Consider the following 26,290-nt stretch of genomic DNA (forward strand, 5'->3'; position numbering starts at 1 on the left):
AGCCAGAAGGCCAGCAGCGTCAGGGCAATCAACACGACCAGCGTGGCAGTGCCCAGGTGGCGGGCGTAGTGGTGCAGCATGCGAACCTCTCTCAGACGATGTCGAAGCGATCGGAAAAAATGTGCGTCGGCGGGATGCCGTGGGCAATCAGCCCGCGTTCGGCGCTATCCATCATCGGGTCGGGGCCGCAAATGTAACAGTCGGTCCGCGGGTCCAGGTCCGGCAAGACACGTTCGATCAGTGCCTCGTCCACATAGCCGGTTTCGCCCTGCCACCCTTCGTGCGGGTCGGATAGCACGTGAATCACCTCCAGCGGCAGCTCGTTGCTAAGCGTTTCCAGGTGCTCACGGAAGGTGGCTTCCTGCCAGGTCGGGTTGGCATAGATCAGCCAGATCGGGGGGGCGTTGCCCGTGTCACGAAAGCTGCGCAGCATGCTGATGAACGGGGTGATACCGATACCGCCCGCCAGCATCACGATGCCATGAGGGTTATCGGGGTTGGGGGTAAAAGCGCCGAAAGGCCCTTCGATGAAGGCACGGGTATTGGCCTTGACCTTGGGCAGGGTGCGGGTGAAGTCCCCCAGCCGCTTGGCACTGAAGGCCACCCTGCCCGGCTGTGATGCGCTGGAAACGATGGAAAAAGGGTGCTGCTGCAAGGTAAAGGGGGTATCCCCTAGGGTGATCCAGAAAAACTGCCCGGGCTGGAAGTCCAGCTGGTGCTGGCCATCTGCCTCCAGCGTCAGCGTCGTGGTGTCGCCTCGCTCCAGCTGGTTATCCACCACGCGCCAGGGCTGGCGGCGTAGCCGCCACGGGCGCAGCAGGCGAGTTTCCACCAGCAGCCCTAGCGGCAGCAGGAGCAGCAGGGCAAAGACGCCCGAGGTGACGACGCCTTGGGTGTAGCGCTGAGCCATCAGCGCATGCCCCAGCCCGCCCATGACCACGAAAGCGGTCAGGCCGCCATGCAGCAGTCGCCATGTCTCGTAACTCAACCCCAGCCGCTTGCGCCATAGCGAGGTGACCACCAGGGTCAGGCTGGCCAGCAGCAGGGCCATCAGGGCCAGGGCGCGTAGGGTGTCCTCGCGGGGGTCGAGATAGTGCAGCAGGCTGGGCTCGGCGATGAATGTCAGCGTGGGGTGCGCCAGTACCAGCAGCAGGGCACCGATCCCCAGCTGGCGATGAAACTGCAGCACGTTATCGAACCCTGCGCGGTTACCAAAGCCGTGACGGCCCGAAATCAGCGCTTGCAGCGCCATGATGCTCAGCGCCAGCGCACCGAGCAATACGCCTGCCTCGGCCAAGGCGCTGCGTGGAGCTGGCGGCGACACCAGCAGCCAGCTCACCGGCAGTAACGCCAGCACCATGTAGAGAGTGACCCAAAGCAGCGCTTGGCGGATGACGTGGTTCACGAATGCTTCTCCTTATGCGTCCTTGCGAATGGCGAGTGTTGCCCCGTCTTCCTGTGGGTGGCTAGTCCAAGTGTGGGAAAAACCGAGCATTTCGCAAGTCTGGCCGCCAACGCAGCAGGAGCTGCTACGCTGACGGAAGGGCCATCGAGAGTCAGTATGGTCGATAGCGCCAGCATTCACCCGACAGGAGCAGCATGATGGGCAAAGGAAAATCGAAGAAACGCCAGCCGAGCAAGTCCGACTCTACAGCGTCCTCGGCGGCTGCCAAGGCGCCACAGCAGCTGACCCCCGATACCGGGGCTGCCTTGTTTGAAGACGCTCGTTCGCGGCTGGTGGCCGTGTTCGAGGCGTTGGAAATCCACCCGGATGCTCAGGCGCGTTTGATGCAGCCGAGCCTTTCATTGCAGGTCAGCGTGCCGGTGCGCATGGATGATGGCAGCCTGAAGGCGTTTCCGGCCTGGCGCGTGCAGTACGACACCAGCCTGGGACCTGCCAAGGGCGGGGTTCGCTTCCACCCGGACGTGAACCAGCATGAAGTCACCACGCTGAGTTTCTGGATGGCGGTGAAGTGCGCGGTGGTCAACCTGCCCTACGGTGGCGGCAAGGGCGGCGTTCAGGTGGATGCCAAGTCGCTGTCGTCGCTGGAGCGGGAGCGGCTGGCACGGGGCTATATCCGCGCCATCGCCGACATCATGGGGCCCGACCGCGACATCCCCGCACCGGACGTGAATACCGATGCCACGGTGATGGGCTGGATGATCGATGAGTACGAGCACATTCTGCGTGCCCAGGCGCCAGCCGCCATCACGGGCAAACCGCTGCCGCTAGGAGGCTCGCCAGGCCGGGTGGAAGCCACCGGCCGTGGCGCGCTCAAGGTGCTCGACCTGTGGGCGGCGCAGCGGGAGCGGGCGCCGGAAGAGACCACCGTGGCGGTGCAGGGCTTCGGCAACGCCGCGTACCACTTTGCCCGTTTGGCCAGCGCCGAAGGGTATCGCGTGGTCGCGGTTTCCGACTCCAGTGGAGGCCGCTATGCGGCGGACGGGCTGGACATCGAAGCGCTGAAAAAGGACAAGCAGTCCCACGGCCAGCTGTCGAAAAGTCAGCAGGGGAAAGCCCTGAGTGGCGAGCAGCTGCTGGCGCTGGAGGTGGATGTGCTGGCGCTGGCCGCGCTGGAGAATCAGGTGCATGGTGACAACGTGGCCGAGGTGCAGGCAGGCGCCATTCTGGAGATCGCCAACGGCCCGCTGACCAGCGACGCCGACCGGGCGCTCGAAAAGCGCGACGTGGACGTGCTGCCCGACGTACTGGTCAATACCGGCGGGGTCGTGGTCAGCTACTTCGAGTGGCTGCAGAATCGTGCCGGTGAAAAGTGGAGTGAAGAGCAGGTCAACGAGCGGCTGGATACCCTGCTGGAGCGCGAGGCAAGCCGGGTACTCAAGCGGGCCGAGCAAGAGCAGGTGTCGTTTCGTCACGCGGCGTACTGTCAGGGCATCGAGCGGATTGCCGAGGCCATCATGGCCCGCGGCAACTGCCAGGACTGCCGCTAACCCACGGTGTCGATGACGCCATGAAGATGGCATGAAAAAGGCGGGCCACCAGGGCCCGCCATGCAAGGTGGCTTGCGCGTATCAGTCGCGGTCGATCTCGGTGACCTGGAACGAACCCTGACGCATCTTGATGTCCAGCTCACGACCGTTCTGATCGCGCCCTTCGATGTCGATGGTGCCGCTCTTGTCGATCTCGATCTCCTCGAACTCCATCATGCCTTCCTGGCTGGCGATATTGAGCGCTTGGCGCACATCGTCTTCGCTCATGCCCCAGGCACCGGTGATCAGACGCTTGCGCTCTTCCTTCAGGGTATCGCCGTTATCCAGCGAGAACTCGACATCGGCATACCACTCATCGTCCAGCCAGCCTTCGACTTCGGCGCGTCCACGGCTCTTGATGCTGATCTCTTCATAGTGCGTAAAACCATAATCGCTGGCGTAGGTCAGAATGTCGTCGATGCGGTCCACCGGTTGGGTATCGGCATACACGGTGCTGGCGGCTGCGCTCAACAGCAGGGCAGAGGCAGGAATCATCAGCATTTTTTTCATGGCGTTCATCACAAGCTCCTTTTTCACGATATGTCAGTTGAAGCGACGAGACAGTTATAGCAGCTGGGGTCTTACCGGAAGCTGACAAAGTCATTCATCTACCGTTCATGTTGACTTTGGCATGCTGGCACCATGAAAACCACGACCGCTTTCCTACGCTCCTTGCGCACCTGGCTCCGCCTTCGGGTGGTGGCCTGCGCGCTGGCGCTGGCCTGGATGGGTAACGCCATTGGCGACCAGCCCTGGCAAGCGCTGCACGGTGAAGTAGGGCGTGGCGATGTGGTGCCGCTGGAGACGATTCTGGACTGGCTGGAAGTCAACTATATGGGCGATATTCTGGAAATCGAGATCGACCGGGACGACGGGCTGGTGGAGTATGAGATCAAGATGCTGGGCCCCCAGGGCCAGGTGGTCGAGTTCGAGTTCGATGGTCACAGCGGCCAGTTGATGAAGATCGAAGGTGTCCGCATTCGCGAGATGCAGCGTAACCCCTGAAAGGATGGCGTGATGAAGTGTTTGCTGGTAGAGGATGACCAGGCGCTTGCCCGTGAGCTGAGCCAGGCCCTGCGTGAAGGTGACTGGATCGTCGAACGAGCCGAAAATGGTCAGGAAGCCGACTTTCTGGTGCGTACGGAAGCCTACGATACGGTGATTCTGGACATTGGCCTGCCGGATGGCGATGGCACCCGCTGGCTCTCTTCCTGGCGGGAAGATGGCATCGACCTGCCGGTGCTGATCTTGACCGCTCGTGAGCGTTGGGCCGACAAGGCCGCAGGCTTTACCGCCGGAGCCGATGATTACGTGACCAAGCCTTTCGAGCCCGCTGAAGTACTGTTTCGGCTGCGCGCTCTGGTGCGACGCACCCATGGCCACGCCCATCCGGTCTTGCGGGTAGGCGAGCTGAGCCTGGATACCCACACCCAGCACGTTACCCTGGCAGGCAGGCCCGTCAGCCTGACCGCCCAGGAAACCCGTCTGCTGAGTTATCTCATGCATGCCGCGCCGCGGGTAGTAAGCCGCAGTGAGCTCTCGGAGCACGTCTATGACCGTGACCACGAGCCCGACTCCAACGTCATCGACGTGCAGGTCAGCCGCCTGCGACGCAAGCTGGGTGCCTGGCGTATTGCCACCCTGCGCGGCCAAGGCTATCGCCTGCTGGCCGATGAGCCTGACACACCATGAGCGCTGCCGGGCAGCCTTGGCGGCAACGCTGGGCCAGCCGCTCCATTCATCTGCGCTTGCTGCTGGCAGCGCTGCTGATCGTACTATTGGCCCTGCCGGTGGCGGGTGGGCTGCTGGCCCATCACTATCGTAGCGCCGCAGTGAGCGCGTTCGACGAGCGTCTCGAAGCAACCCTCAACGTGATCATTGCCGGGGTCGCCTACGACCCCCTGAGTGAACAGCTGCGCTACGAACGTGGCTTGGGCGATCCCCGTTTCGAGCATGTGTTTTCGGGCTGGTATTGGCAAATCACCGACAGCGAGCAGCACACGGTAGCGTCGCGCTCGCTATGGGATCAGCGGCTGCCCGTGACCCACAGCGAACAGCTCTCGGCGCGTACCGTGCCGGGGCCAAGAGGGCAGCAGCTGCGAGTGGTGGAGCGGGATATCTATCTGGCCCCCCTGGAATCGCCTTTGCACGTTAGCGTGGCTGCCCGGGACGATGTTCTGGTGGCCGAGATTCAGGCTTTTCAGCGTCTGCTGTGGTTAGGCTTGCTGGGGCTTGGTGCAGTGTTGCTGGGGGTGCTGGCGCTCCAGGTGCGCTGGGGATTGGCACCTTTACGGCGTATGAATGCCAACCTGCGCGACGTGGAGCAGGGACGGGCAGCGCAACTGGATACCCGACTGCCGCAAGAGTTGGCCACCCTGGCCAGCTCCATGAACGCTGTATTGGCGCGCGACCAACGGCTGATCGAGCGCGGTCGCTATACCGCCGGTAATCTGGCTCATGCCCTCAAGACGCCGCTCAGCGTCATGCGCCTGCTGGTGAAGCAGCTGCCCAGCGACAGCCGAGCCACCTGGGACGTAGAGCTTTCGCGTATCGACAACGCGGTGCGTCACCACCTGGCCCGGGCCTCGGCGGCGGGAGACAGCGGGCGTTTCGCGGCCATTGACCTGCAGGCTACCCTGGCGCCGCTGATGAACGGGCTGGCGCGTCTCGCTCAGCGGCGGCACATCACCCTGACGCAGCGTGTGGATAGCCAGATGCGAGTACACATGGACGACCAGGACCTGCAGGAGATGGTGGGCAATTTACTCGATAATGCCCTGCGCTGGGCCAGCCAGACGGTGCATGTGAGCTTTCAGGCGCAGCAAGGCGTATTGAGGCTCACGGTGAGCGATGACGGCCCCGGCATGACCGCCGAGGAGTGCCAAGCGGCGGTGCAGCGCGGCAAACGGCTGGATGAGCAGCGCTCCGGGAGCGGGCTGGGGCTGGCCATCGTGGCCGATCTGGTGGCCCTGTATGGCGGACAGATGCGCCTGCAGCGCGCCGAAGCGGGCGGGCTGCAGGTGGTGATCGAACTACCCGTGCTGGCCGCGCGGGCCTGAAGGAGCAACGATGATCGACGTCACCGAAACACTGCCTGACGTACTGGTGGGGCCGCTGCTGCGTCGCTTGTCGCCGTCACGCCTGGTGATGTGGCTGGTGGCCACGCGACCACTGGCTCTCCAGCTGGTTCTGTTTCCGGACACCTCCGACCAGCAAACCTACCCACTGTCTCGCCAGGATCACCAATGCGTGGTCATCGGCGAGCGGGCCTACCTGTACTGCATCGACCTGAGCTTGCCCAGGGCACTGCCCACCGATACACGCATCGCCTACGACCTGCAGGTACAGAGCCACCAGGGCGTATGGCAGCGCCTTCCCGAGTGGGCACCGTGGTTATGTCACGCCGGGCAGGCCTACCCGGCCTTTGTGCTGGCATCGCGTCACCACCGCCTGATGCACGGCTCTTGCCGCAAGCCCCACCACGACAGCCCCGATGGTCTGGTGCGTGCCGATGCCTGGCTGGCCGAGCGCCAGGAAGCCCCTGGCGAGTGGCCTGCCTGGCTATTGATGACCGGTGACCAGGTCTACGTGGATGACGTGGCAGGCCCCACCCTGCGCGCCGTGCATGCACTCATCGCCCGGCTGGGGCTGGCCGATGAGCAGTTGGAAGGCGCCACGGTGAACGATAGCCAAGCGCTCTATGCGGCTCCCGAAACCTATTATCATCGCGAGTCGCTGCTGCCGGATGTCACCAGCAACGCGGCCCTGCGCGAGCGTTTCTTCGGCGGGGTGAAAAAGCCGGTGTTCACCTCGGCGCACGCCCAGAACCACCTGATGACCCTTGCCGAAATGCTGGCCATGTATTGTCTGGTCTGGTCGCCGACTCCCTGGCAGATCATGGCGCCCACGCCTCCCGAGCTGGCCGAGCAGGAGGCCGAAGCGTACCGTACCGAACAGGCGGTCATCGATGCCTTCGTGGCAGGGCTGCCCCAGTGCGCGCGGCTGATGGCCCACGTGCCCAGCCTGATGATCTTCGACGATCACGACGTCACCGATGACTGGAACCTGACCGCCGATTGGGAGCGCTGTGCTTATGGGCATCCGTTCTCCAGGCGCATCATTGGCAACGCGCTGGTGGCCTACCTGCTTTGCCAAGGGTGGGGCAATGCCCCGGACAAACTCAACCCGCTGCTGCATCAGGTCGGCACGTTGTTCGATGGGTCGGGCATCTTGAACCCCCAGGCCCAGGACAGCGTGATTGAGCGGCTTCTGCGCTTTCAAGGGTGGGAGTTTCAGGTGTCAGGCGCCCCCGCGCTGATCGTGCTCGATACCCGTACGCGCCGCTGGCGCAGTGAGCGCAACCCCAAACGGCCCTCCGGGCTGATGGACTGGGAGGCGCTCATGGAGATGCAGCAGGCGCTGTTGGGCACCCCCAGCGCGGTGATCGTCTCGCCTGCCCCGATGTTCGGGGTCAAGCTGATCGAGGGCATTCAAAAGCTGTTTACCCTGGCCGGCAAGCCGTTGATGGTGGATGCCGAAAACTGGATGGCCCATCGCGGTGCCGCCAGCGTGCTGCTGCACATCTGGCGGCACTCCAGGACACCCGGCAACTACGTGATCCTGTCGGGGGACGTGCACTACTCCTTTGCCTACGACATCGTCGTACGCGGGCAGGAGCAGGCCCCGCATCTGTGGCAGATCACTTCCAGCGGCGTGAAAAACACCTTCCCTCGGCGGCTGCTGGATACCTTCGACCGGCTCAATCGTTGGCTATACGCGCCGCTGTCGCCGCTCAACTGGTTTACCCAGCGGCGCAAGCTCAGCATCTACCCCCGGGACCCCGAGCAGGCCAGCGCTGGCGAGCGGCTGTGGAATGCCAGTGGGATAGGCCTGGTCAGTCTCGACGAGAACGGTCGTCCCACCGATATTCGTCAGTTGGATGCCCGCGGTGGCGACGCGGTGTTTCCGCCGCCGGACATCCCCGGCATGAAGGCGCCAACCGATGGTTCGTCATGAAAATGTCATGTAAATGACGCACGCTTGCTGCCCTGGCACCTTCCTGATGGAGTTGACAAGTCATAGGGATCGTTGACGTTTGACAGGGCAGCAGGCACATGACCGCACAAGAAACTCAGTGGCTTAACCAGATTATCGCGGCAGAAGAGCTGCACGTACTTTTTCAGCCCATTGTCGATGCCAATCAGCAGGCCATTTATGGCTACGAAGCGCTGATTCGTGGCCCCAGCACCTCTCCGTTGCATTCACCGCTAAGGCTGTTCGATGTGGCGACCCAGGCCGGGCTGCTGGTGGAGCTGGACCTGCTTTGCCGACGGCTCGCCATTCGCCGTTTTGCCGAACTCGCACTCCCTGGGCTGCTGTTCCTCAACGTCATGCCGCTGACCATCGTCGAGCGTGATTTCCGCGAGGGGCTGACGCTGGGCTTCATTCAGGAGAGTGGCCTGCCGCCTGAGCGGGTGGTGATCGAGCTGACCGAGCACGTGCCCATCCACGATTACGACCTGATGCGCCAGGCGGTGGCCCACTACCGCGACATGGGGTTTCAGGTGGCCCTGGATGACCTGGGGGCCGGTCACTCCAGCCTGCGTCACTGGGCGGAGCTGCGCCCGGATTTCGTCAAGCTGGACCGCCATTTCATTTCCGGCATCGATCAGGAGCCCGCCAAGCGGGAGTTTCTGCGCTCGATACTGGACGTCGCCAAAAGCCTCGACTGCCAGCTCATCGCAGAAGGGGTCGAAACCGCGGCAGAGCACCTGTGCCTGTGGGAGCTGGACCGTGGATTGGCGCTGTTGCAGGGTTTCTACTTCGCACGTCCCAGCGTTCAGCCGCCTGTTCAGCTCAATACGCTGCTGCCCGCCACCACGCAATTGAAAACTCCCGCTGGGCGTACGGCGCATACCATCCTGCGCAGCGTGGAGGCCGTGGCGCCCAGTGTGTCAGTGCCCACATTGGCGGAACGGTTTCGTGAAACGCCGCATCTGCGCTGCGTGGCCGTGATCGAACAGGGCGTGCCCATTGCCGTGGTGCGGCGCAACGGGTTCCTGACGCTGTTCACCAACCCTTATAGCCATTCGCTGTACGCCAAGCGCTGCGTGCTGGACATCGCCGATCGCAAGATGCTGGTGGCCGCCGCCGACATGCCCCTGGAGACGCTGAGCCAGCAGCTGACCGACAGCCGCGACATCGAACAGGAGGACTTCGTCATCGTCGATGGCGAAGGGCAGTATCTGGGTATGGGCAATATCGTCGATTTGCTGCGCGAGATCACCGCCATCCAGGTGCGTCAGGCGCGCCATGCCAATCCACTCACCGGGCTGCCCGGTAACATCCTGATCAATGAAACCCTCACGGCCTATCTGAGCCAGGGCAATGGCTTTGCCGCTGCCTACGTGGATCTGGATAACTTCAAGGCGTTCAACGATGCCTACGGTTATGCCCGCGGAGACCATGTGATCATCTCGCTGTCGCGGCTGTTGCAGGCTCAGGTGGAAAGCGCGGGGGGCTTCATCGGGCATATCGGTGGCGACGACTTCATGATGCTGTTACCGCTGGAGCACTGGGAGAGCGTGTGCCAGCAGATTCTGGCCTCCTTCGAGGTCATGGCCCCGAGTTTCTACGAGGAAGAGGACTGCCAGAGAGGCGGGCTTTCCATCGAAAGCCGTCAGGGAGGCGTCAGCTTTTTCCCTTTCGTCAGCGTGTCGGTAGCCGTCAAGCCCATCAGTGACCCGGGCCACTGCAAGGCCTTGGACATTGCCAGCCAGCTCTCCGAACTCAAGCACCAAGCGAAGAAGATTGCCGGGAACAGCCTGTTCGTGGAACGGCGTGGCTGTTGCGTGGGGCAGTGAGCCGCCAGAGCGGCAGGTCGTTCACGCGGGTGTCATGTAGACGTCACGAAGTTGTCACCCGCCAGACCCGCCGCTGTCATCCTGGGGCGTCAGGATACATCCACCTCTTACTACCCCGCTAGGTGATCCATGCAATCCTCTCGTCTCTCTACCGTGTCACTCTCGCGCACCCTGATCAGTGCTGCCGTTGCCAGTGCCTTCGCTTTCAGTGCGATGAATGCGGCTGCCGACCTCTCCTCACGCTACGTGGACAACGATGGCGACATGGTGGCCGATATCCCCAGCGATGAGTCTCGGTGGGTCGATCCGGACACGCTGGTCTTTGCTTACACGCCGGTTGAAGACCCGGCGGTCTACGCCGACGTATGGGCGGGTTTCCTGGATCACCTGAGCGAAGCGACGGGTAAACGCGTTCAGTTCTTCCCGGTGCAGTCGAATGCTGCCCAGCAGGAAGCGCTGCGCGCTGGCCGTCTGCACGTGGCTGGCTTCAACACCGGTGGCGTACCGGTAGCGGTCAACTGTGGCGGCTTCCGTCCCTTCGCCATCATGGCGGCCGAAGATGGCAGCTACGGTTACGAAATGGAGATCATCACCTACCCCGGTAGCGGTATCGACGGCATGGAAGACCTGCAGGGTCGTCAGTTGGCCTTCACTTCCGAAACGTCCAACTCGGGCTTCCGCGCACCGTCCGCGCTGCTGCGCTCCGAGTACGGTCTGGAAGCCGGTGATGACTTCGAGACGGCTTTCTCCGGCTCCCACGACAACTCCATCCTGGGCGTCATCAACAAGGATTACGATGCGGCGGCCATTGCCAACTCCGTTGCCCATCGCATGCTGTCACGGGGTGTCATCAACGAGGGTGATTACGAGGTGATCTACACCTCCGAAACCTTCCCCACCACGGCATACGGCACCGCCCACAACCTGACGCCCGAACTGCAGCAGCAGATCCAGGATGCGTTCTTCAGCTACGACTGGGAAGGCACCGCCCTGCAGGCGGAGTTCGAGAACTCTGGCGAAGCGCAGTTCATCCCCATCAGCTATGAAGAGCACTGGTCGGTCATCCGCACCATTGCCGATGCCAATGGCGTCACTTACGACTGCGATTGATTCCAGCGCTGCGTGACCTTGTCGGCCAGGAGGGCAACCTTCTGGCCGACGCGTTATGGAGTCGAGTCAGCTGTTTTCGAAAAAGCTGTTTTTGAATCAATTGTCTTTGAATCGATGTTCTACACAAGCGTTTTGAGCGACAAGCAAACGAGGCACTCCCCATGTTGACACTCACTGGCGTTGGCAAGCGTTACCCGACGGGCGACCGCGCGCTGACCGATATTCACCTATCGCTGCCCAAAGGCCAGGTGATGGCGCTGATTGGGCCATCGGGTGCAGGCAAAAGTACCCTGATCCGCTGCGTCAATCGTCTGGTGGAGCCCAGCCAGGGCAGTATCCGCCTGGAAGAGACCGAACTGACCAAGCTGTCGGGCAGCCGCCTGCGTCACGCACGTCGCTCCATGGGCATGATTTTTCAGGAATATGCCCTGGTCGACCGGCTGACCGTCATGGAAAACGTGCTGTCGGGCCAGCTGGGCTATGTCGGCTTCTGGCGCAGCTTCTTGCGCCGCTACCCCCAGGAAGCCGTTGCTGAAGCATTTCGCCTGTTGGAGCGGGTGGGCTTGCCCCATGCCATCGACAAGCGCGCCGACGCGCTGTCGGGTGGCCAGCGCCAGCGTGTCGGCATCGCCCGCGCACTGCTGCAAAGCCCCAAGTTATTGCTGGTGGATGAACCCACCGCCAGCCTGGACCCCAAAACCTCGCGCCAGATCATGCGTCTGATTCGCGAGCTGTGCGCCGAGCGCGAGCTGGCTGCCATCATCAACATTCATGACGTGGCTCTGGCGCAGCAGTTTGCCGACCGCATTGTGGGCCTGCGTGCCGGACAAATCGTCTTCGACGGCAAGCCCAGCGAACTCACCAGCGAGATCCTCACCACCATCTATGGGGAAGAGGACTGGGACACCACGCCCGAGCCCGCCTACGAAGAAGATGAGCCATCGCAGGTAGCCCTTGCGCCCACATCGGCAGCGCCCACGTCGGCAGCCAAAGCACACCATGACGCGCGGCCGCTCGCCCAGGTCGCCAGTGGAGGCGCGCTATGAGCACGGCAGACGCCACGGCGCGCCAGCAAGCTGCGCGCCAGGGTCAGTGGCGGCGTTTGCCGCTGATCGAAAACCCACGGCTGCGCTGGGGCCTGGCCATCGGTGTGGTGGTGTATCTGGTGCTGGCGCTGTCGTCGGTGCAGGTCAACTGGGCGCGGGTGGCGGAAGGCTCCGGCCGAGCGCTCAACTTTCTAGGGGCTTTTTTGCAGCCCGATTTCCTCAGTCGCCAGAACGACATCATCGCCGGGCTGATGGAAAGCCTGACCATGACGCTGACCTCCACCGTGATCGGCGTCTTGCTGGCGATCCCGGTAGGCCTGGGCGCGGCACGCAACATTGCCCCGCTGCCCATCTATACCCTGTGCCGCGCCATCATTGCCATCTCGCGGACGTTTCAGGAGATCATCATCGCCATTCTGTTCGTGGTGATGTTCGGCTTCGGGCCGTTTGCGGGCATGCTGACGCTGGCCTTCGCCACCATCGGTTTCATGGCCAAGCTGTTGGCAGAAGATATCGAGGACCTGGACTGGAAACAGGTCGAAGCCGTGCGTGCCACGGGGGCAAGCTGGTGGCAAACCATGAACCATGCGGTGCAGCCGCAGGTGATGCCGCGCTTGATCGGGCTCTCCATGTACCGTCTGGACATCAATTTCCGTGAATCGTCGGTGATCGGCATCGTCGGCGCGGGGGGCATTGGCGCCACGCTGAACACCTCGCTGAGCCGTTACGAATACGGCACCTCGGCGGCGATCCTGCTGATCATCATTGCCATCGTGCTGATGAGTGAATACGCCTCCAGCCATGTGCGCCGCTGGACCCAGTAGCGCTGCGATGTCTTAACCCGTAAAGGAAATTTCCATGCCTGTTTCGAGTTCCCCTCAAGGCGTGCCGCAGTGGCAGCGGCGCACCACCCGTGCCCAGTGGCTCCAGTATGTGGCCTGGCTGGCAGGTATCTGCCTTTTCCTGCTCTGCTGGAAAGTGATCTCCGACAACACCATGTGGGTGTTCGTGGAGGATGCTGGCCGCCAGGGCAGTGACCTGATCAACCGCATGATGCCGCCCCGCTGGGAGTACGCCAGCGTCCTCTGGAAGCCCATGTGGGACACCCTCAACATCGCCACGCTAGGCACCGCGCTGGGCATCGTCATGGCATTCCCGGTGGCCTTTCTGGCGGCTCGCAACACGACGCCCCACCCGCTGGTGCGCAGCCTGGCGTTGACCATCATCGTTTCGTCACGCTCCATCAACTCGCTGATCTGGGCGATGCTGCTGGTGACCATTCTCGGTCCCGGCGTGCTGGCGGGCATCATTGCCATTGCGCTACGCTCCATTGGGTTCGTGGGCAAGCTGCTCTATGAAGCCATCGAAGAGATCCACCCCACGCCCGTCGAGGCCATCAGCGCCACCGGGGCCAGCCGCCTGCAGGTCATGAACTACGGCGTGTTGCCCCAGGTGATGCCCGCGTTTGCCGGTATCAGCGTGTACCGCTGGGATATCAACATTCGTGAGTCCACGGTGCTGGGGCTGGTGGGCGCAGGCGGCATCGGGCTGCAGCTCAACGCCTCGATCAATAGCCTGGCCTGGAACCAGGTCAGCGTCATCTTCGTGCTGATCTTTGCCACCGTGCTGGTGTCCGAGTGGGTCTCTGCCCGCGTGCGCCACGCCATCATCTGACCGGGAGATACCATGCGCTTTCCTGATGCTGAAATCATGACCATCGACCTGATGCGCCACGGTGAGCCACTGGGTGGCCGCATGCTGCGCGGCAGCACCGACCACCCCCTCAGCGAAACCGGTTGGCAGCAGGCCACGGCGGCCGTGATGCGTCACACGGTCGATGGCAGGCCGCCATTCGATGCCATCGTCAGCTCCCCCCTGGTGCGTTGCCATGAGTTTGCCTTGTGGTTGGGTGAGGAGTTCGACCTGCCCGTGCAAGTGGACGATGACCTGGCCGAGCTCTATCTGGGACGCTGGGAAGGCAAGACCCATGACCAGGTGTTTGCCGAGGAGGGGCACGCGCTGATGAACGCCTTCTGGCACGATCCCACCACGGCAGCGCCGCCGGAAGGGGAAAGCCTGGCGGCGCTGGATGCCCGGGTGAGTGAAGCGTGGCAGCGCCTGCTGAGCCGCCCGCCGGGCAAGCACGTGCTGGTGGTGGCGCATCTGTTCGTCTGCAACGCGCTGCTGCGTCAGGTGATTGCCCAGCCGCTGACCCACGGACTGGTGATGGACCTGCCTTACGCCGCCATGAGTCGACTACGCCACGAGCGCCATGCGCTGGGCGAAACCACCTTCGTGGAGTGGATCGGGCGCTGACGTGTTTTGATGTCGATGCCCGAATGATGTGCTCCCAATGAAGCGGCAGTAGCGGGCACGCGTGACCTGGGCCATGATAGAGGCACCCTATCGAGGTTTCTCAGGAGTGACCCATGCCGTTTGCCCGCGTTTATCCTCTCCTGTCTCTGGCCCTGCTGTTAGTGCTGGCCGGTTGTGCCAGCAAGGACGTGGCTCCCCCCGCCAAGCCGCCCGTGCAAGGGGGCATGTCACTGGAGCGTGCGCTGATTCTCTCTTACGCCCAGCAATCCATCGGCATTCCTTACCGCTTTGGCGGCAACTCACCGGATGGTCTGGACTGCTCTGGCTTGGTCGAAATGACCTACCGCGCTGCCGGGCTGCGTGTGCCCCGCACGGCGGACGGCCAGTACCGCGCTCTGCCTCGTGTCGATGCCCCCCGCCCAGGCGATCTGCTGTTCTTTGGCGAGGGCAGCAAGGCCACCCACGTGGGCATTTATGGCGGTAATCGCCAGATGATCCATGCCCCGGGCAGTGGCCGTGCCGTGGTCAGCGTTCCGCTGGATATCGACTACTGGCAGCAGCGTTTTCTGGGCGCGGCTTCATTGGCGCCCTAGCAGCAACCGGAAAGGCTCCGGGAATCACACACTGCCTTTGCGGATGCCGGCACGCGCGTTGATAGAGCGCTGTTGCTGCCAGCACCCTGCCGGTCAATAGGGTGTTAATATGTCGAAAAGTCATGACATTCACGCTGTTTAGACGAGGAGAGCAGAGACGCATGTGCCCGCCCTTGAATGACCCAAAGGAGCAGTCTTTGCCTCACACCGCTACGTCTGCCCATGCGCAAACCTCGGCGTGGCGCGTGGCAATGTCCACGCTGGATACACAAGACACTGCCTCGCCCAGCGAGTCGGCGTTTCGCTATGCCAATGAAGCCATCATCATCACCAATGCCGATAACCGCGTGATGGAGGTGAACCCGGCGTTCAGTGAGCTCACGGGGTTGGCGCTGGAAGATGTGCGGGGCAAGACCCCGGAAACGTTCAGTATCCTGCCGCTGGACGACCACCGCAGCGTACGTTTGATGCGTGAAGAGCTGCAGCTACGTGATCGCAGCAAAAGCCAGGTCAGCTACCGCAGCCATGATGGCCAGTTCTATCCCGGCATGATGTCGGTCAATCGCGTCCGCGACACCCAGGGTCGGGTGGATCACCATGTCATGGTGCTGGCCGACCTGTCGGCCATTCCTGCCCATGCGCGGCACCTCAATCGCGAAGTCTATTTCGATGCCTTGACCGGTTTGCCCAACCTGCAGCTGTTGACGCAACTGATTCAGGAGTCGATTCAGCACGCGGAAAACCAGCAGCAGACGCTGGCGGTATGCTCACTGGATATCGACCACTTTCAACTCATCAACGAGCGTCTTGGTCTTCCGGTGGGGGACGAGCTGTTGTCGGCATTTGCGCAGCGCCTCAGCCACTTGCTGTTCGGTGATGACGTGCTGGCCCGCATTGGGGGCGACGAGTTCGTCTTGTTGCTGCATCATGGGGTCGATGACGTGTTTTTCGAGAAGCTGCTGGCCTCTATTCGTCAGCCGCTGATGATCGAAGGGCAAACCGTTTACTTGACCGCGAGCCTGGGCATCACCCGTTACCCCCATGATCATGTGCAGGGGGATGTGCTGTTGCGCCATGCCAACCAGGCCATGTATCGCGCCAAGCAGCGCGGGCGCGATACCTACCACTTTTTCGACCCTCATCACGACCGTTTGCTGCAAGTCCGCCATGAGCAACGCCAGCGTTTCATGGATGCCCTGACCCACGATGAGCTGCGGCTACACTATCAGCCCCAGGTGGACATGCGCAGTGGTCAGGTCATCGGCGTGGAGGCATTGATTCGCTGGCAACATCCCGAACGCGGGCTGCTGTCACCGGCGCAGTTCCTGCCCGCCATCGACGCTACAGCGCTGGAAATCGACCTGGGTGAGTGGGTGATCGAGCAGGCGCTGCGCCAGTTGGCGAGCTGGCAAGTGGCCAACATCGTCCTGCCCATCAACGTCAACATCAGCCCCGCACACCTGCTGACCAGCCAGTTCAGCCAGCGTCTGGCAGCGCTGTTGGCACGCTATCCTTCCGTCTCGCCTGCGTTGCTGAAACTCGAAGTGCTGGAAAGCGCGGCCATGCATGATGTGACCGCCGCGCTGAAAACCATGGCGCACTGCCAAGCACTGGGCGTCAGCTTTGCGATCGATGATTTTGGCACCGGATTCTCATCGCTGACGCATCTGCGTCAACTGCCGGTCAACTTGATCAAGATCGATCAGAGTTTTGTGCGTGACATGCTGGTGGATCACGATGACATGGCGATCGTCGAAAGCGTCATCTACATGGCCAACCGCTTCCAGCGGCCGATGCTGGCCGAGGGGGTCGAAACCCTCGAACATGCCAGGGCGCTGATGGTATTGGGCTGCGAGCTGGCCCAGGGCTATGGTATCGCTCGGCCGATGCCGCCCGAAGCGCTGCCGGGCTGGCTTGAGCAGTGGCCGCTACGCGATGACTGGCATGGTTTGAGCCGTCTGCAGTGAGGCGGGTGGCTCAGGCGGCCTGCTCGGAGGATGGGGGCATGGGCTCGGTCGGATCACTGGGCTCGCCCTCTCGGGCCTGGTTCATCTCGCTTTGCTCTCGGGCAGCTTCAAGGCGGGCTTCCAGCAGGTACTGACGCGCTTGGGCGGCCACCTGCAGGTCCTTGGGTGAGGGGTCGGCGGGGGCAAGGGCTGCGGCAATCACGGTCTGCATTTTTTCGATGGTGGCCTGGGGGTCCCCAGGCACCGGGCCATAGTCGATGGGCACTTCACCCGCGACCGCATAGCGCTGCCCATCAGGGCCGATTTCGTACTCGTAGGTGGCGCCTCCCGTATAAGGCCCGCCAACGGTTTGGTGCGCCATTTCATGCTGCCGCACCGCGCGATCGGTCTGTTTGAGCTGCTCCAGCTGCTGGATCTCTTCGGGTTCCAGCGGGGTGCCGTCGGGGCGGGTGGGGCCCGTCGTTGCCGAGGCCGTTTCATCGCTGGCAGCTTCCTCGTCGGCATCGCCTGTGCGCTGGGCTTGGGGTTCGGCAGTGACCCGTGCGTTGGGGAGGGTCGGCGAAGGCCAGAGCGTTGCGCTGTAGGAAGCGCCGAGTGATGAAAGATCCATGAGCAGTTACCGATATGATGATCGTATCCAGTATGATGCAGTATCAGCGACACTACTCGATTACGCAACGCCATGCCTTCCATTGACGTGATGATCCATTTGACGGCAGCCGAATGCCTAGCCCATTACGAAGGGCAGTACGACAACGTGCGCGCGCGCAGCGTGGATGGCCGCTGGGTGATCTTCCCGGCCACTGCATTGCGCCGCGTAGTGGGACGTGACGGCGTGAATGGCGTGTTTCGACTGTTCTTTACCGATCAGGGTAAATTCCACGATATTGTGCCTCTGGCACCGCATGCCTAGCTGTGCCCGTGGGGTTTTCTCTCTATAATGTAGCCGTGTGCTTCAGGCGTACCCACCTGAATGCCTGCAACCCGCCTACCCGGCAGTGGTTGCCTACTTATCAGGAGATCACCCATGTCTACCTCACCTGTCACCTTGATGGTGGCGCGTCGCGTGGCCAATGGCCGCTATCAGGACTTCATCCGTTGGCTCAACGAAGGCCGTGAGCTGGCTGCCGACTTTCCGGGCTATCTGGGCTCAGGGGTGCTGGCACCGCCCCAGGACGATGACGAATATCAGATCATTTTCCGTTTCGAAAGCGCAGAGCGACTCGCTTCCTGGGAGCACTCCGCTTCGCGCCATGCCTGGCTGCAGCGCGGCAAAGGGCTCTACGATGCACCTCACGAGCACCGCGCTACCGGTCTGGATAGCTGGTTCAACGTGGCCCCCAATGGCGCTGCGCCCCCGCGTTGGAAACAAGCCGTCGCCGTCTGGCTGGCATTTTTTCCTGTCTCATTGCTGTTTCACTGGCTGTTTGGTGGCCTGCTGGCCGAGTGGGCGCTGATTCCACGCGTGTTGCTCAGTACGCTGGTGCTGACGCCCGTGATGGTATTTGTCTTTATTCCGCTTTCAACGCGGTTGCTGGCGCCTTGGCTGCAGGGAAAATGGTCACCGATGGATGTGATTCACCGTATGTGGCAACAGTACAGGACATGACTCGTGGCGATTCTTGTGACCACTGTTTTTAGTGATTTATTATAATTAAAAACAGGTGATTAAGTTTTTTCTAAAATGCGCTGAAAGACGCTTTTCGCAAAGACGTGCTAAATATTCTCAGTGCTCCGATGTCTCGATGGGGTTCAACGCTGCAATAGTGCTAAGCTGAAATCATCAAGCTAACGCGTGCAGTCAATGGATGCTGGCACCAGCCTAAACGCTGAGTACCAAATCGCCTTATGGAGTAGTCATGATCCGCGTACATCACCTGGAAAAATCACGTTCTCACCGAATTTTGTGGCTGTTGGAGGCTCTCGAGCTGGAGTATGACATCGAGGTCTATCAGCGCGATCCGAAAACACAGCAAGCCCCTGATGCGCTTAAAAAAGTGCACCCGTTGGGCAAATCACCCGTGATTACCGATGGCGAACTGATCGTCGCCGAGTCGGGGGCAATCATCGATTATCTGGTCAACCGATACGGAAAAGGACGTTTCCAGCCCTCGGCGGAGGACAGTAACGAGTGGGTTAATTATCGTTACTGGATGCATTATGCCGAAGGCTCTTTAATGCCGCTGTTGGTGATGGGATTGATCTTTAGTCAAATTCCTAAACAATCGCCCTGGTTCGTCAGACCCATTGCCCAGGGTATTAGCGGCACTGTTCAAAAACGCTTCCTGCAACCACAGTTGAAACAACATCTTGGCATGATCGAGTCGCACTTGAAGGCCCACGGCAATTTTGCCGGTGAGTTCCCGAGCGGTGCGGACGTTCAAATGAGCTTTCCCATGCAGGCTGTGGCCGCCACCCAATCGCTGGATGCCTTTCCGGCGATTACCGCCTTCGTGGCACGTATTCAGCAGGACCCGGCCTGGCAACGGGTCGTGGAACGCGCAGGGCCACTGACCATGCCCGGTGAGTGACCGCTGCCATGCTGCGCAACGTCGATGGGCGTGCTAGACAGGCCGTTTACCAAGGTTTTCTGATGGTGGTGCTGTTCGGTATGGCATCTCCAGCGGTGGCCGCAGAAATGCTGCGTGTCGGGGTTTATCACAACCCGCCTAAACTGTTTACGGACGACCAGGGGCAATTGCGTGGTGTGCTGGGTGAGCTGCTCTCGGCAATGGCCTTGAAAGAGCAGTGGCAGCTGGAAAGCGTCCCGTGTGATTTTCAACAGTGCCTGACGCTGCTGGAGCAGGATGCCATCGACCTGTTGCCGGACTTGGCGTGGAGCGAAGAGCGTGCCCAGCGCTTCGCCTTTCATGCCGAGCCCGTCATGCACAGTTGGTCACAGCTCTATCAGCCCAGCGACAGCCGCGTCGAGGCCATTCTGGACCTCGAACAACAGCGTGTTGCGGTGGTGGAGGGCTCCATCCAGCAGAGCTATCTGTTGACCGTGACGCAGCGCTTCGACATCGACGTCATGTGGCTGCCGGTGGATAGTTTCGCAGCGGGTTTTCAGGCAGTGGCGCTGGGGGATGCCGATCTGGTGGCCTCCAATCATCTGTTTGGCGACTGGCGAGCCAATGACTATGGTTTGCGTGAAACGCCGATCATTTTCCAGCCTTCACGGCTCTTTTATGCCGCCTCGCCTAGTCTGGACAGCCACATTCTAGAGCGCATCGACGCCACCCTGGTGGAGTGGAAAAACGACGCTGCGTCGACGTACTACGAGACGCTGAGCGCTTGGCGCGCCCACAGCCTGCCTGCACCCTTGGCGCCACGTTGGCTATGGTGGCTGGGTGGCGTGTTGATCGTGGTATTGGTGATAGCGCTGGCGGGCAATGTCCTGCTGCGGCGACGGGAGAGCCTCAACCGGCAGCAGCTCTCTACTCACGAGCATATGCTGACCAGTATTCTGGATAGCGTGGATGCCTATATCTACATCAAGACCCCTGACCTCAAATACCGCTATGTGAACCATCAGATCTGTGACCTGTTTGCTCGGCCGGTCGATCAGATCGTCGGCCAGGGGGACGATGCCTTTTTCGATGCGGCCAGCGCAGCAGAAATGGCCGAGGTAGACCGTCAGGTGCTGGCGACAGGCAAGAAAACGACGGTCGAAGAGCATAACGTGCTCCAGGGGGAAGAGCGTGTGCGTACCTTCCTGTCGGTCAAAATGCCGCTGGTCATGTCTCCGGGAGAAGCGCCCAGCCTGTGCGGTATTTCCACCGAGCTGACCGATTACCTGGAGATGCAGTCGCGTACCCACCATCTGGCGTTTTATGACGCCTTGACCGGTTTACCCAACCGTCGCCTGCTGCTCGAATCACTGGCCGAAGCCACCCACAGCACTTCTGGGGGCTACAGCGCCCTGCTGATCGTGGACCTCGACAATTTCCGGCTGGTCAACGACATACAGGGCCACGACAGCGGTGACCAGCTGCTCGTCAACGTGGCAGAAAACCTGCAGCAGCGGTTGACTCAGGATGCGATCTTGGCACGCTTCAGCAGTGATGAGTTCGTGATTCTGATCAATCGGCTTGGCGAGCAGCAGCATGAGGCTGCTTCCTACGTCGAGCGCGTGGCTCGGCAGTTGCTGGACACCATTTCACAGTTGCGCAATGACCGAGCGCTACCGATCACGGCCAGCGTGGGGATCGCCCTCTTCGATGGCGCTGGCAACCCCATGAACGGGGTGTTGCAACAGGCCGACATGGCGCTGCAGCAGGCCAAATCATCCGGGGGCAATACGCTGCGTTTCTTCAATGTGGACATGCAGACCAGCGTATTGGAGCGGGCGAGCCTGGAAGGCGATCTGCACCAGGCGTTGCAGCGTCAGGAACTGGCGCTGCATTATCAGGTACAGGTGGATCATCAGGGAGTGACGACCGGCGTGGAAGCGCTGTTGCGCTGGTACCATCCCCAGCGCGGCTGGGTGTCGCCAGGCACGTTCATTCCGCTGGCCGAAGAAAACGGCTTGATCGTGCCCATTGGCTACTGGGTCTTGCGATGTGCATGCGAGCAGTTGGCCAAGTGGTCGAATCAGCCTTCCTACGCGTCGCTGACCGTCTCTGTGAACGTCAGCTCGGTGCAGTTCCAGCAGCCGGAGTTCGTGCGCAACGTGGAAGCCCTGCTGGCCGAAACCCAGGCGCCGCCGGGGCGGCTGGTGCTGGAAGTAACGGAAAGCCTGCTGATGCGAGAGCCCACGCGAGTGCGCAACACCATGCTCAAATTGAGGGCCCAGGGGATTCGCTTTGCGCTGGATGATTTCGGCACCGGCTACTCCTCCCTGAGCTACTTGAAACGTCTGCCTCTGGATGAGCTGAAGATTGATCAGTCTTTTATTCGTGAGCTGTTGACCGACAAGACCGATGCCGCCATCGTCGATACCACGATCCTTCTGGCGGTCAGCCTCGGGCTGACCGTGGTCGCCGAAGGTGTGGAGAAAAAAGAGCAGCTGGACTGGCTGAAAGGGCACGGCTGCTACCGCTATCAAGGCTACCTGTTTGGTCGTCCTACACCGATCGAGTACCTGTTCGAGTCCTACTAGCCGAGCGCGCGCAAGCCTTCGTCTCAAAGCGCCTACCCCAGTGAAACGCCCACCACAGCAAAACGCCCACCACAGCAAAACGCCCACCCCATGGAGGGGTGGGCGTTGCCAGAACGGTGGGCAGGCCGTCAGTGCTCAGCCGTATACCGAAAAGCTGCCTGCGTTGAGCCACAGGTGCACGATGATGCTGGCAATGTAGCCCAGCAAGATGACCGGCGCCCAGCGCAGGTGCCCCATGAAGGTATAGTAGCCGCGTGCCTGGCCCATGACGGCCACGCCCGCCGCCGAGCCAATCGACAGCAGGCTGCCCCCGACCCCGGCGGTCAGCGTGATCAACAGCCAGTGCCCGTGGGACATGTCCGGCTGCATGGTCAGTACCGCGAACATCACCGGAATGTTATCCACCACGGCTGACACGACACCCAGCGCAATATTGGCCCAGGTAGCGTCCCAGTTGGTGTACAGCGCGTCCGAGAGTAGCCCCAGGTAACCCATGAAGCCCAAGCCGCCCACGCACATGACCACCCCGTAGAAGAACAGCAGTGTGTCCCACTCGGCGCGGGCCACGCGGTTGAAGACGTCGAAGGGCACCACGCCGCCCAGTTGCTCAAGCTTTTTGTTGTCGCCCAGGCGGCTGTAGCGTTCGCGCTTGCGCTCCAGCGAACGGGGCAGGCTTTGGCGCAGGTAGTAGCCAAAGAATTGCAGATAGCCCAAGCCCGTCATCATGCCCAGTACCGGGGGCAGGTGCAGCAGCGTATGGCAGGCGACGGCGGTGGTGATGGTCAGCAGGAACAGCGCAATGATGCGGCGTGCACCGCGCTTGAGCTGCACGTCCTCATAGACACTGTTGGGTTTCTGGTTCTTGATGAACATGCTCATGATGACGGCAGGGATCAGGAAGTTGACCAGCGACGGAATGAACAGGATGAAAAATTCTTGAAACTGGATCAAACCGGCCTGCCAGACCATGAGTGTCGTGATATCGCCAAAAGGACTAAAAGCACCGCCCGCATTGGCAGCCACCACGATATTGATACACGCGAGATTGATAAAGCGTTTATCGCCTTCTGCCACTTTAGTAATAACGGCACACATCAAAAGTGCCGTGGTCAAGTTGTCGGCAATCGGGGAAAGCATAAAAGCCAAACCCCCGGTCAACCAGAATAGCGTGCGGTAATTGAAGCCTTTACGCAGCATCCATGAACGCAGTGCATCAAAGACTCGGCGCTCTTCCATGGCGTTGATATAGGTCATGGCGACCAGCAGGAACAGCATTAGCTCGGTGAACTCCAGCAGCGTCACCCGAAACGCATATTCCGACGTTTCCGACATGCCGTTCTGGACGTACACCCAGCCAATGAGTCCCCATATCACCCCCGCTGCCACCAGCACGGGCTTGGACTTGCGCATGTGGATCTTCTCTTCGGCCATGACCAGCGCGTAGGCCAGCACGAAGATGGCCACGGCAAAAAAGCCAATGGCAGAACTGGTCAAGTCGATCTCGCCCGTGACCGCAAAGGCGGCCGGGCTTGCCAGCAGTAGTAAAGCCGCTAACAAAAAAAGCCAGCCACGAGTCCATCGAGGCTGGCCAGGGTCATGATGCAACGTCAACATGGCGTGTTTATCCTTATAATGATGAGAAGAAAGGGGTTAATAAGCCACGCCAGTTTAACAAGCTATATTGCATTGCAATACGGAATAAAACCGAATGAAAAGCGACATGACGTAAGCGATTACGTCTTTTTTTTGAAATTATCCGTTTCGCTAATAGTAAAGTACTCATAACAGTGTCATGAGTAACGGCTGTTGGGTCCCGCCCACTGCTTTAGTCGCCAATGAGCGGGAAAACGCTCGCTAGCGGGTCGCCATGGCCTCTTCCAGCCACCCCAGCTTCATTTGCGGCACCGACGCCAGCAGCGTCTGGGTGTAGTCGTCGAAGGGCGGGGCAAGTACCTCATCACGCTGTCCATAGCGGACGACCTTGCCCTGGTGCATCACCGCGATACTGTCGGCGATGGCTTTTACGGTGGCCAGGTCGTGGGTAATGAACAGATACGCCACGTTCTCTCTTTCCTGCAGACGCAGCAGCAGCTTCAGAATGCCGTCGGCCACCAGCGGGTCGAGCGCACTGGTCACTTCGTCGCAGATGATCAGCTTGGGCTTGGCCGCCAGGGCGCGGGCAATACAGACCCGCTGTTTCTGCCCCCCGGACAGCTCGGCGGGGTAGCGGTCGATGAAGCTTTCTCCCAGTTCGATCTCATCGAGCAGTTCGATGACCCGTTGGCGTCGCGCCTTGCCTTTCAGGCCGAAATAGAACGTCAGCGGGCGGCCGATGATGGTTTCCACCGTGTGGCGTGGGTTCATGGCCACATCGGCCATCTGGTAGATCATCTGCAGTTCACGCAGCGTCTCCTTGCCGCGCTCGCCCAGGGTGTTGGGCAGGGCCCGGGACTGGAAGCTGACCTGCCCCTGGTTGGGCGGCAGCAGGCCGGTGATCACCCGAGCCAGGGTCGATTTGCCCGACCCGGACTCCCCGACGATGGCCAGCGTCTGGCCAGGGCTGACCGCCATGCTGACCTCGTGAAGCACGTTGCCTGCACTGTTGCTGTAGGCGGCGCTGACCTGCTCGATGGCCAGAACCGGCGTGTCTTCCGGCGTCTTGGCCGCATGATCGATGGAGCGCACCGAGACCAGCGCTTGGGTGTAGGGCTCTTGAGGGGCCTCGATGATCTGTCGCGTCGGGCCGTACTCCACCATGGCGCCGTGACGCAGCACCATGATGTCGTCCGCCACTTGGGCCACCACGGCCAGGTCGTGGGTGATATACAGCGCGCCCACTCCCGTCTTGCTGATGGCATGCTTGATGGCGGCCAGAACGTCGATCTGGGTCGTCACATCCAGTGCGGTGGTCGGCTCATCGAAGATGATCAGGTCGGGCTCGGGGCACAGCGCCATGGCCGTCATGGCCCGCTGCAGCTGGCCGCCGGAGACCTGATGCGGGTAGCGGCTGCCAAAGTGTTCCGGGGCAGGAAGGCCCAGCTGGCGGAACAGCTCTACGGCGCGCGCTTCGGCTTCCTTGCGGCTGGCCAGGCCGTGGAGCAGGGTGGTCTCGATGACCTGTTCCATCAGCGTATGGGCAGGGTTGAACGCGGCGGCGGCCGACTGGGCCACGTAGCACACCTCTTTGCCGCGCAGCTGGCGCAGCGCCTTGGGCGAGCCGTCGAGAATGTTGCGGCCGTTGACCCAGACTTCGCCGCCCAGGCGTATGCCGCCCCGGCCATAGCCAGCCGGCGAGAGTCCGATGGTGGACTTGCCTGCCCCGGATTCACCGATCAGCCCCAGCACCTTGCCGCGCTCCAGCGTCAGGTCGACCCCTTTGACGATGTTGATCTCCTGGGGCGGCTCGCCGGGAGGGTAGGCCGTAGCATCGATGGTCAGGTTGCGAATCGTTAACAGCGTATCAGCCACTGCGGCCTCCTTTCAGATCAGTGGTGTGGCGCAGGATCCAGTCGGCCACCAGATTGACCGAAATCGCCAGCACGGCAATGGCGGCGGCGGGAATCAGGGCAGCGGGAACGCCGAACACGATGCCCTGTCGGTTTTCGCGCACCATGCTGCCCCAGTCGGCTTCCGGAGGCTGTACCCCCAGGCCCAGAAACGACAGTGACGACAAGAACAGCACGGCAAAAATGAACCGCAGGCCCAGCTCGGCCACCAGGGGTGTCAGCGCATTGGGCAGAATCTCGCGAAAGACGATCCAGCGTTTGCCTTCACCGCGTAGCCGTGCGGCTTCCACGTAATCCATCACGTTGATATTGACCGCCACGGCGCGGGAGATACGAAACACGCGCGTGGAGTCCAGCACCCCCATGATCAGAATCAACATGAGAAGGGTGCTGGGCATGACCGACAGGATCACCAGCGCGAAGATCAGCGTGGGAATCGACATCACGATATCGACCCCTCGGGAAATCAGCTGGTCTATCCAGCCGCCATAGACGGCCGCCAGAATGCCCAGCACCGAGCCAATCGAAAAGGCCAGCGCCGTGGCCAGGGCGGCAATGGTTATGGTCGTACGGGCCCCGTAGATCAGCCGCGAGAGCAAGTCGCGGCCCAGATTGTCGGTGCCCAGCAAAAACTCGGCAGACGGGCCCATCCACATGTCGCCGACGCTATCGGACATGCTGTAGGGCGCCATCCAAGGGGCGAAGATCGCCATGATCAAGAAGCTGAAGGTCAGCAGCAGCCCGACCAGCGCGGTCACGGGCATGCGCTTCAGCAGCGTTAAGGGTTTTGGCATGGT

The 26,290-nt window shown here is 61.5% G+C and carries 23 protein-coding genes; 17 read left to right on the top strand and 6 right to left on the bottom strand.

Annotated elements, in window-relative coordinates:
- Positions 1-91: 91 nt before the first annotated feature.
- Positions 92-1,405, bottom strand: a complete 1,314-nt coding sequence (locus RVM26_RS17560; RefSeq protein WP_016915868.1) for a ferredoxin reductase family protein — start codon at positions 1,403-1,405, stop codon at positions 92-94.
- Between the two features lie 197 nt (positions 1,406-1,602).
- Here RVM26_RS17560 and RVM26_RS17565 point away from each other — a divergent pair, with 197 nt between their 5' ends.
- On the top strand, positions 1,603-2,952 hold the full coding sequence (locus RVM26_RS17565; protein WP_498941796.1) for a Glu/Leu/Phe/Val family dehydrogenase: 1,350 nt from the start codon (positions 1,603-1,605) through the stop codon (positions 2,950-2,952).
- A gap of 81 nt (positions 2,953-3,033) precedes the next feature.
- Here the strand turns inward: RVM26_RS17565 and RVM26_RS17570 are convergent, their stop codons facing one another.
- Positions 3,034-3,510 (bottom strand): PepSY domain-containing protein, encoded by a 477-nt coding sequence (locus RVM26_RS17570; RefSeq protein ID WP_498939919.1) that lies wholly within the window; start codon positions 3,508-3,510, stop codon positions 3,034-3,036.
- 123 nt (positions 3,511-3,633) lie between these two features.
- Between RVM26_RS17570 and RVM26_RS17575 the strand changes: the two genes are divergently transcribed.
- The 12 genes from RVM26_RS17575 (at position 3,634) to RVM26_RS17630 (ending at position 16,886) form a co-directional block, all read left to right on the top strand.
- A complete protein-coding gene (locus RVM26_RS17575; protein ID WP_081138002.1) occupies positions 3,634-3,996 on the top strand; it encodes a PepSY domain-containing protein in 363 nt (120 codons plus the stop codon).
- Positions 3,997-4,008: 12 nt separating this feature from the next.
- Complete coding sequence (locus RVM26_RS17580) at positions 4,009-4,683, top strand: winged helix-turn-helix domain-containing protein (protein ID WP_394425738.1); 675 nt, start codon at positions 4,009-4,011, stop codon at positions 4,681-4,683.
- Positions 4,680-6,050, top strand: a complete 1,371-nt coding sequence (locus tag RVM26_RS17585) for a sensor histidine kinase (protein WP_498939922.1) — start codon at positions 4,680-4,682, stop codon at positions 6,048-6,050. Before RVM26_RS17580 ends, RVM26_RS17585 begins: the two co-directional genes overlap by 4 nt.
- 10 nt (positions 6,051-6,060) lie before the next feature.
- Complete coding sequence (locus RVM26_RS17590; RefSeq protein WP_498939924.1) at positions 6,061-8,007, top strand: metallophosphoesterase family protein; 1,947 nt, start codon at positions 6,061-6,063, stop codon at positions 8,005-8,007.
- Positions 8,008-8,105: 98 nt separating this feature from the next.
- A complete protein-coding gene (locus tag RVM26_RS17595) occupies positions 8,106-9,854 on the top strand; it encodes a bifunctional diguanylate cyclase/phosphodiesterase (protein WP_081193512.1) in 1,749 nt (582 codons plus the stop codon).
- Positions 9,855-9,983: 129 nt separating this feature from the next.
- A complete protein-coding gene (phnD, locus tag RVM26_RS17600) occupies positions 9,984-10,964 on the top strand; it encodes a phosphate/phosphite/phosphonate ABC transporter substrate-binding protein (protein WP_081138007.1) in 981 nt (326 codons plus the stop codon).
- Between the two features lie 161 nt (positions 10,965-11,125).
- Positions 11,126-12,010, top strand: coding sequence for a phosphonate ABC transporter ATP-binding protein (gene phnC / locus RVM26_RS17605; protein ID WP_081138009.1), 885 nt, complete (start codon positions 11,126-11,128; stop codon positions 12,008-12,010).
- Complete coding sequence (gene phnE / locus RVM26_RS17610; protein ID WP_016915878.1) at positions 12,007-12,834, top strand: phosphonate ABC transporter, permease protein PhnE; 828 nt, start codon at positions 12,007-12,009, stop codon at positions 12,832-12,834. Before phnC ends, phnE (RVM26_RS17610) begins: the two co-directional genes overlap by 4 nt.
- Before the next feature lie 34 nt (positions 12,835-12,868).
- Entirely contained in the window at positions 12,869-13,684 is an 816-nt protein-coding gene (gene phnE, locus RVM26_RS17615) for a phosphonate ABC transporter, permease protein PhnE (protein ID WP_016915879.1), read from the top strand.
- A 12-nt stretch (positions 13,685-13,696) separates the two neighbouring features.
- Positions 13,697-14,326, top strand: a complete 630-nt coding sequence (locus RVM26_RS17620; RefSeq protein ID WP_081193514.1) for a histidine phosphatase family protein — start codon at positions 13,697-13,699, stop codon at positions 14,324-14,326.
- A gap of 113 nt (positions 14,327-14,439) precedes the next feature.
- Positions 14,440-14,919 (top strand): C40 family peptidase, encoded by a 480-nt coding sequence (locus RVM26_RS17625; protein ID WP_498939927.1) that lies wholly within the window; start codon positions 14,440-14,442, stop codon positions 14,917-14,919.
- A 251-nt stretch (positions 14,920-15,170) separates the two neighbouring features.
- A complete protein-coding gene (locus RVM26_RS17630; RefSeq protein WP_287806183.1) occupies positions 15,171-16,886 on the top strand; it encodes a putative bifunctional diguanylate cyclase/phosphodiesterase in 1,716 nt (571 codons plus the stop codon).
- 10 nt (positions 16,887-16,896) lie between these two features.
- Here the strand turns inward: RVM26_RS17630 and RVM26_RS17635 are convergent, their stop codons facing one another.
- On the bottom strand, positions 16,897-17,496 hold the full coding sequence (locus RVM26_RS17635) for a putative metalloprotease CJM1_0395 family protein (RefSeq protein ID WP_096921593.1): 600 nt from the start codon (positions 17,494-17,496) through the stop codon (positions 16,897-16,899).
- 72 nt (positions 17,497-17,568) lie between these two features.
- On the opposite strand from RVM26_RS17635, the gene RVM26_RS17640 reads away from it, so the two are divergent.
- The 4 genes from RVM26_RS17640 (at position 17,569) to RVM26_RS17655 (ending at position 21,987) form a co-directional block, all read left to right on the top strand.
- Positions 17,569-17,799: a DUF2835 family protein gene (locus RVM26_RS17640; protein ID WP_039181469.1), complete on the top strand. Its 231-nt coding sequence runs from the start codon at positions 17,569-17,571 to the stop codon at positions 17,797-17,799.
- A 114-nt stretch (positions 17,800-17,913) separates the two neighbouring features.
- Positions 17,914-18,495 (top strand): antibiotic biosynthesis monooxygenase, encoded by a 582-nt coding sequence (locus tag RVM26_RS17645; RefSeq protein WP_039181467.1) that lies wholly within the window; start codon positions 17,914-17,916, stop codon positions 18,493-18,495.
- Positions 18,496-18,745: 250 nt separating this feature from the next.
- Complete coding sequence (locus RVM26_RS17650; RefSeq protein WP_144984312.1) at positions 18,746-19,417, top strand: glutathione S-transferase; 672 nt, start codon at positions 18,746-18,748, stop codon at positions 19,415-19,417.
- A 62-nt stretch (positions 19,418-19,479) separates the two neighbouring features.
- The gene (locus tag RVM26_RS17655; protein ID WP_096923346.1) at positions 19,480-21,987 is read left to right on the top strand and encodes an EAL domain-containing protein; all 2,508 of its coding nucleotides are present in this window, start codon (positions 19,480-19,482) and stop codon (positions 21,985-21,987) included.
- A 135-nt stretch (positions 21,988-22,122) separates the two neighbouring features.
- Here RVM26_RS17655 and nhaD read toward each other — a convergent pair whose 3' ends face one another.
- From nhaD to RVM26_RS17670, 3 genes are all read right to left on the bottom strand, one after another.
- Positions 22,123-23,601 carry a sodium:proton antiporter NhaD gene (nhaD, locus tag RVM26_RS17660; protein ID WP_096921589.1) on the bottom strand — a complete coding sequence of 493 codons (1,479 nt, stop codon included), beginning with the start codon at positions 23,599-23,601 and terminating at the stop codon, positions 22,123-22,125.
- A 240-nt stretch (positions 23,602-23,841) separates the two neighbouring features.
- Positions 23,842-25,455 carry an ABC transporter ATP-binding protein gene (locus tag RVM26_RS17665; RefSeq protein WP_498939930.1) on the bottom strand — a complete coding sequence of 538 codons (1,614 nt, stop codon included), beginning with the start codon at positions 25,453-25,455 and terminating at the stop codon, positions 23,842-23,844.
- Positions 25,448-26,287, bottom strand: coding sequence for an ABC transporter permease (locus RVM26_RS17670; RefSeq protein WP_498939932.1), 840 nt, complete (start codon positions 26,285-26,287; stop codon positions 25,448-25,450). The genes RVM26_RS17665 and RVM26_RS17670 overlap by 8 nt, the downstream gene beginning before the upstream one ends.
- Between the last annotated feature and the right edge of the window lie 3 nt (positions 26,288-26,290).

Origin of the sequence: Halomonas sp. KM072 (assembly GCF_050710315.1) — a bacterium.
GTDB lineage: Bacteria > Pseudomonadota > Gammaproteobacteria > Pseudomonadales > Halomonadaceae > Vreelandella > Vreelandella hamiltonii.

Coding starts and splice junctions, on each gene's coding strand:
- RVM26_RS17630 (WP_287806183.1), top strand. CDS start 15,171: ATGTCCACGCTGGATACACAAGACACTGCCTCGCCCAGCGAGTCGGCG.
- RVM26_RS17590 (WP_498939924.1), top strand. CDS start 6,061: ATGATCGACGTCACCGAAACACTGCCTGACGTACTGGTGGGGCCGCTG.
- RVM26_RS17640 (WP_039181469.1), top strand. CDS start 17,569: ATGCCTTCCATTGACGTGATGATCCATTTGACGGCAGCCGAATGCCTA.
- phnD (WP_081138007.1), top strand. CDS start 9,984: ATGCAATCCTCTCGTCTCTCTACCGTGTCACTCTCGCGCACCCTGATC.
- RVM26_RS17580 (WP_394425738.1), top strand. CDS start 4,009: ATGAAGTGTTTGCTGGTAGAGGATGACCAGGCGCTTGCCCGTGAGCTG.
- RVM26_RS17595 (WP_081193512.1), top strand. CDS start 8,106: ATGACCGCACAAGAAACTCAGTGGCTTAACCAGATTATCGCGGCAGAA.
- RVM26_RS17570 (WP_498939919.1), bottom strand. CDS start 3,510: ATGAACGCCATGAAAAAAATGCTGATGATTCCTGCCTCTGCCCTGCTG.
- RVM26_RS17645 (WP_039181467.1), top strand. CDS start 17,914: ATGTCTACCTCACCTGTCACCTTGATGGTGGCGCGTCGCGTGGCCAAT.
- RVM26_RS17575 (WP_081138002.1), top strand. CDS start 3,634: ATGAAAACCACGACCGCTTTCCTACGCTCCTTGCGCACCTGGCTCCGC.
- RVM26_RS17635 (WP_096921593.1), bottom strand. CDS start 17,496: ATGGATCTTTCATCACTCGGCGCTTCCTACAGCGCAACGCTCTGGCCT.
- RVM26_RS17655 (WP_096923346.1), top strand. CDS start 19,480: ATGGTGGTGCTGTTCGGTATGGCATCTCCAGCGGTGGCCGCAGAAATG.
- RVM26_RS17565 (WP_498941796.1), top strand. CDS start 1,603: ATGGGCAAAGGAAAATCGAAGAAACGCCAGCCGAGCAAGTCCGACTCT.
- phnE (WP_016915878.1), top strand. CDS start 12,007: ATGAGCACGGCAGACGCCACGGCGCGCCAGCAAGCTGCGCGCCAGGGT.
- phnE (WP_016915879.1), top strand. CDS start 12,869: ATGCCTGTTTCGAGTTCCCCTCAAGGCGTGCCGCAGTGGCAGCGGCGC.
- RVM26_RS17585 (WP_498939922.1), top strand. CDS start 4,680: ATGAGCGCTGCCGGGCAGCCTTGGCGGCAACGCTGGGCCAGCCGCTCC.
- RVM26_RS17620 (WP_081193514.1), top strand. CDS start 13,697: ATGCGCTTTCCTGATGCTGAAATCATGACCATCGACCTGATGCGCCAC.
- RVM26_RS17625 (WP_498939927.1), top strand. CDS start 14,440: ATGCCGTTTGCCCGCGTTTATCCTCTCCTGTCTCTGGCCCTGCTGTTA.
- phnC (WP_081138009.1), top strand. CDS start 11,126: ATGTTGACACTCACTGGCGTTGGCAAGCGTTACCCGACGGGCGACCGC.
- RVM26_RS17670 (WP_498939932.1), bottom strand. CDS start 26,287: ATGCCAAAACCCTTAACGCTGCTGAAGCGCATGCCCGTGACCGCGCTG.
- nhaD (WP_096921589.1), bottom strand. CDS start 23,601: ATGTTGACGTTGCATCATGACCCTGGCCAGCCTCGATGGACTCGTGGC.
- RVM26_RS17650 (WP_144984312.1), top strand. CDS start 18,746: ATGATCCGCGTACATCACCTGGAAAAATCACGTTCTCACCGAATTTTG.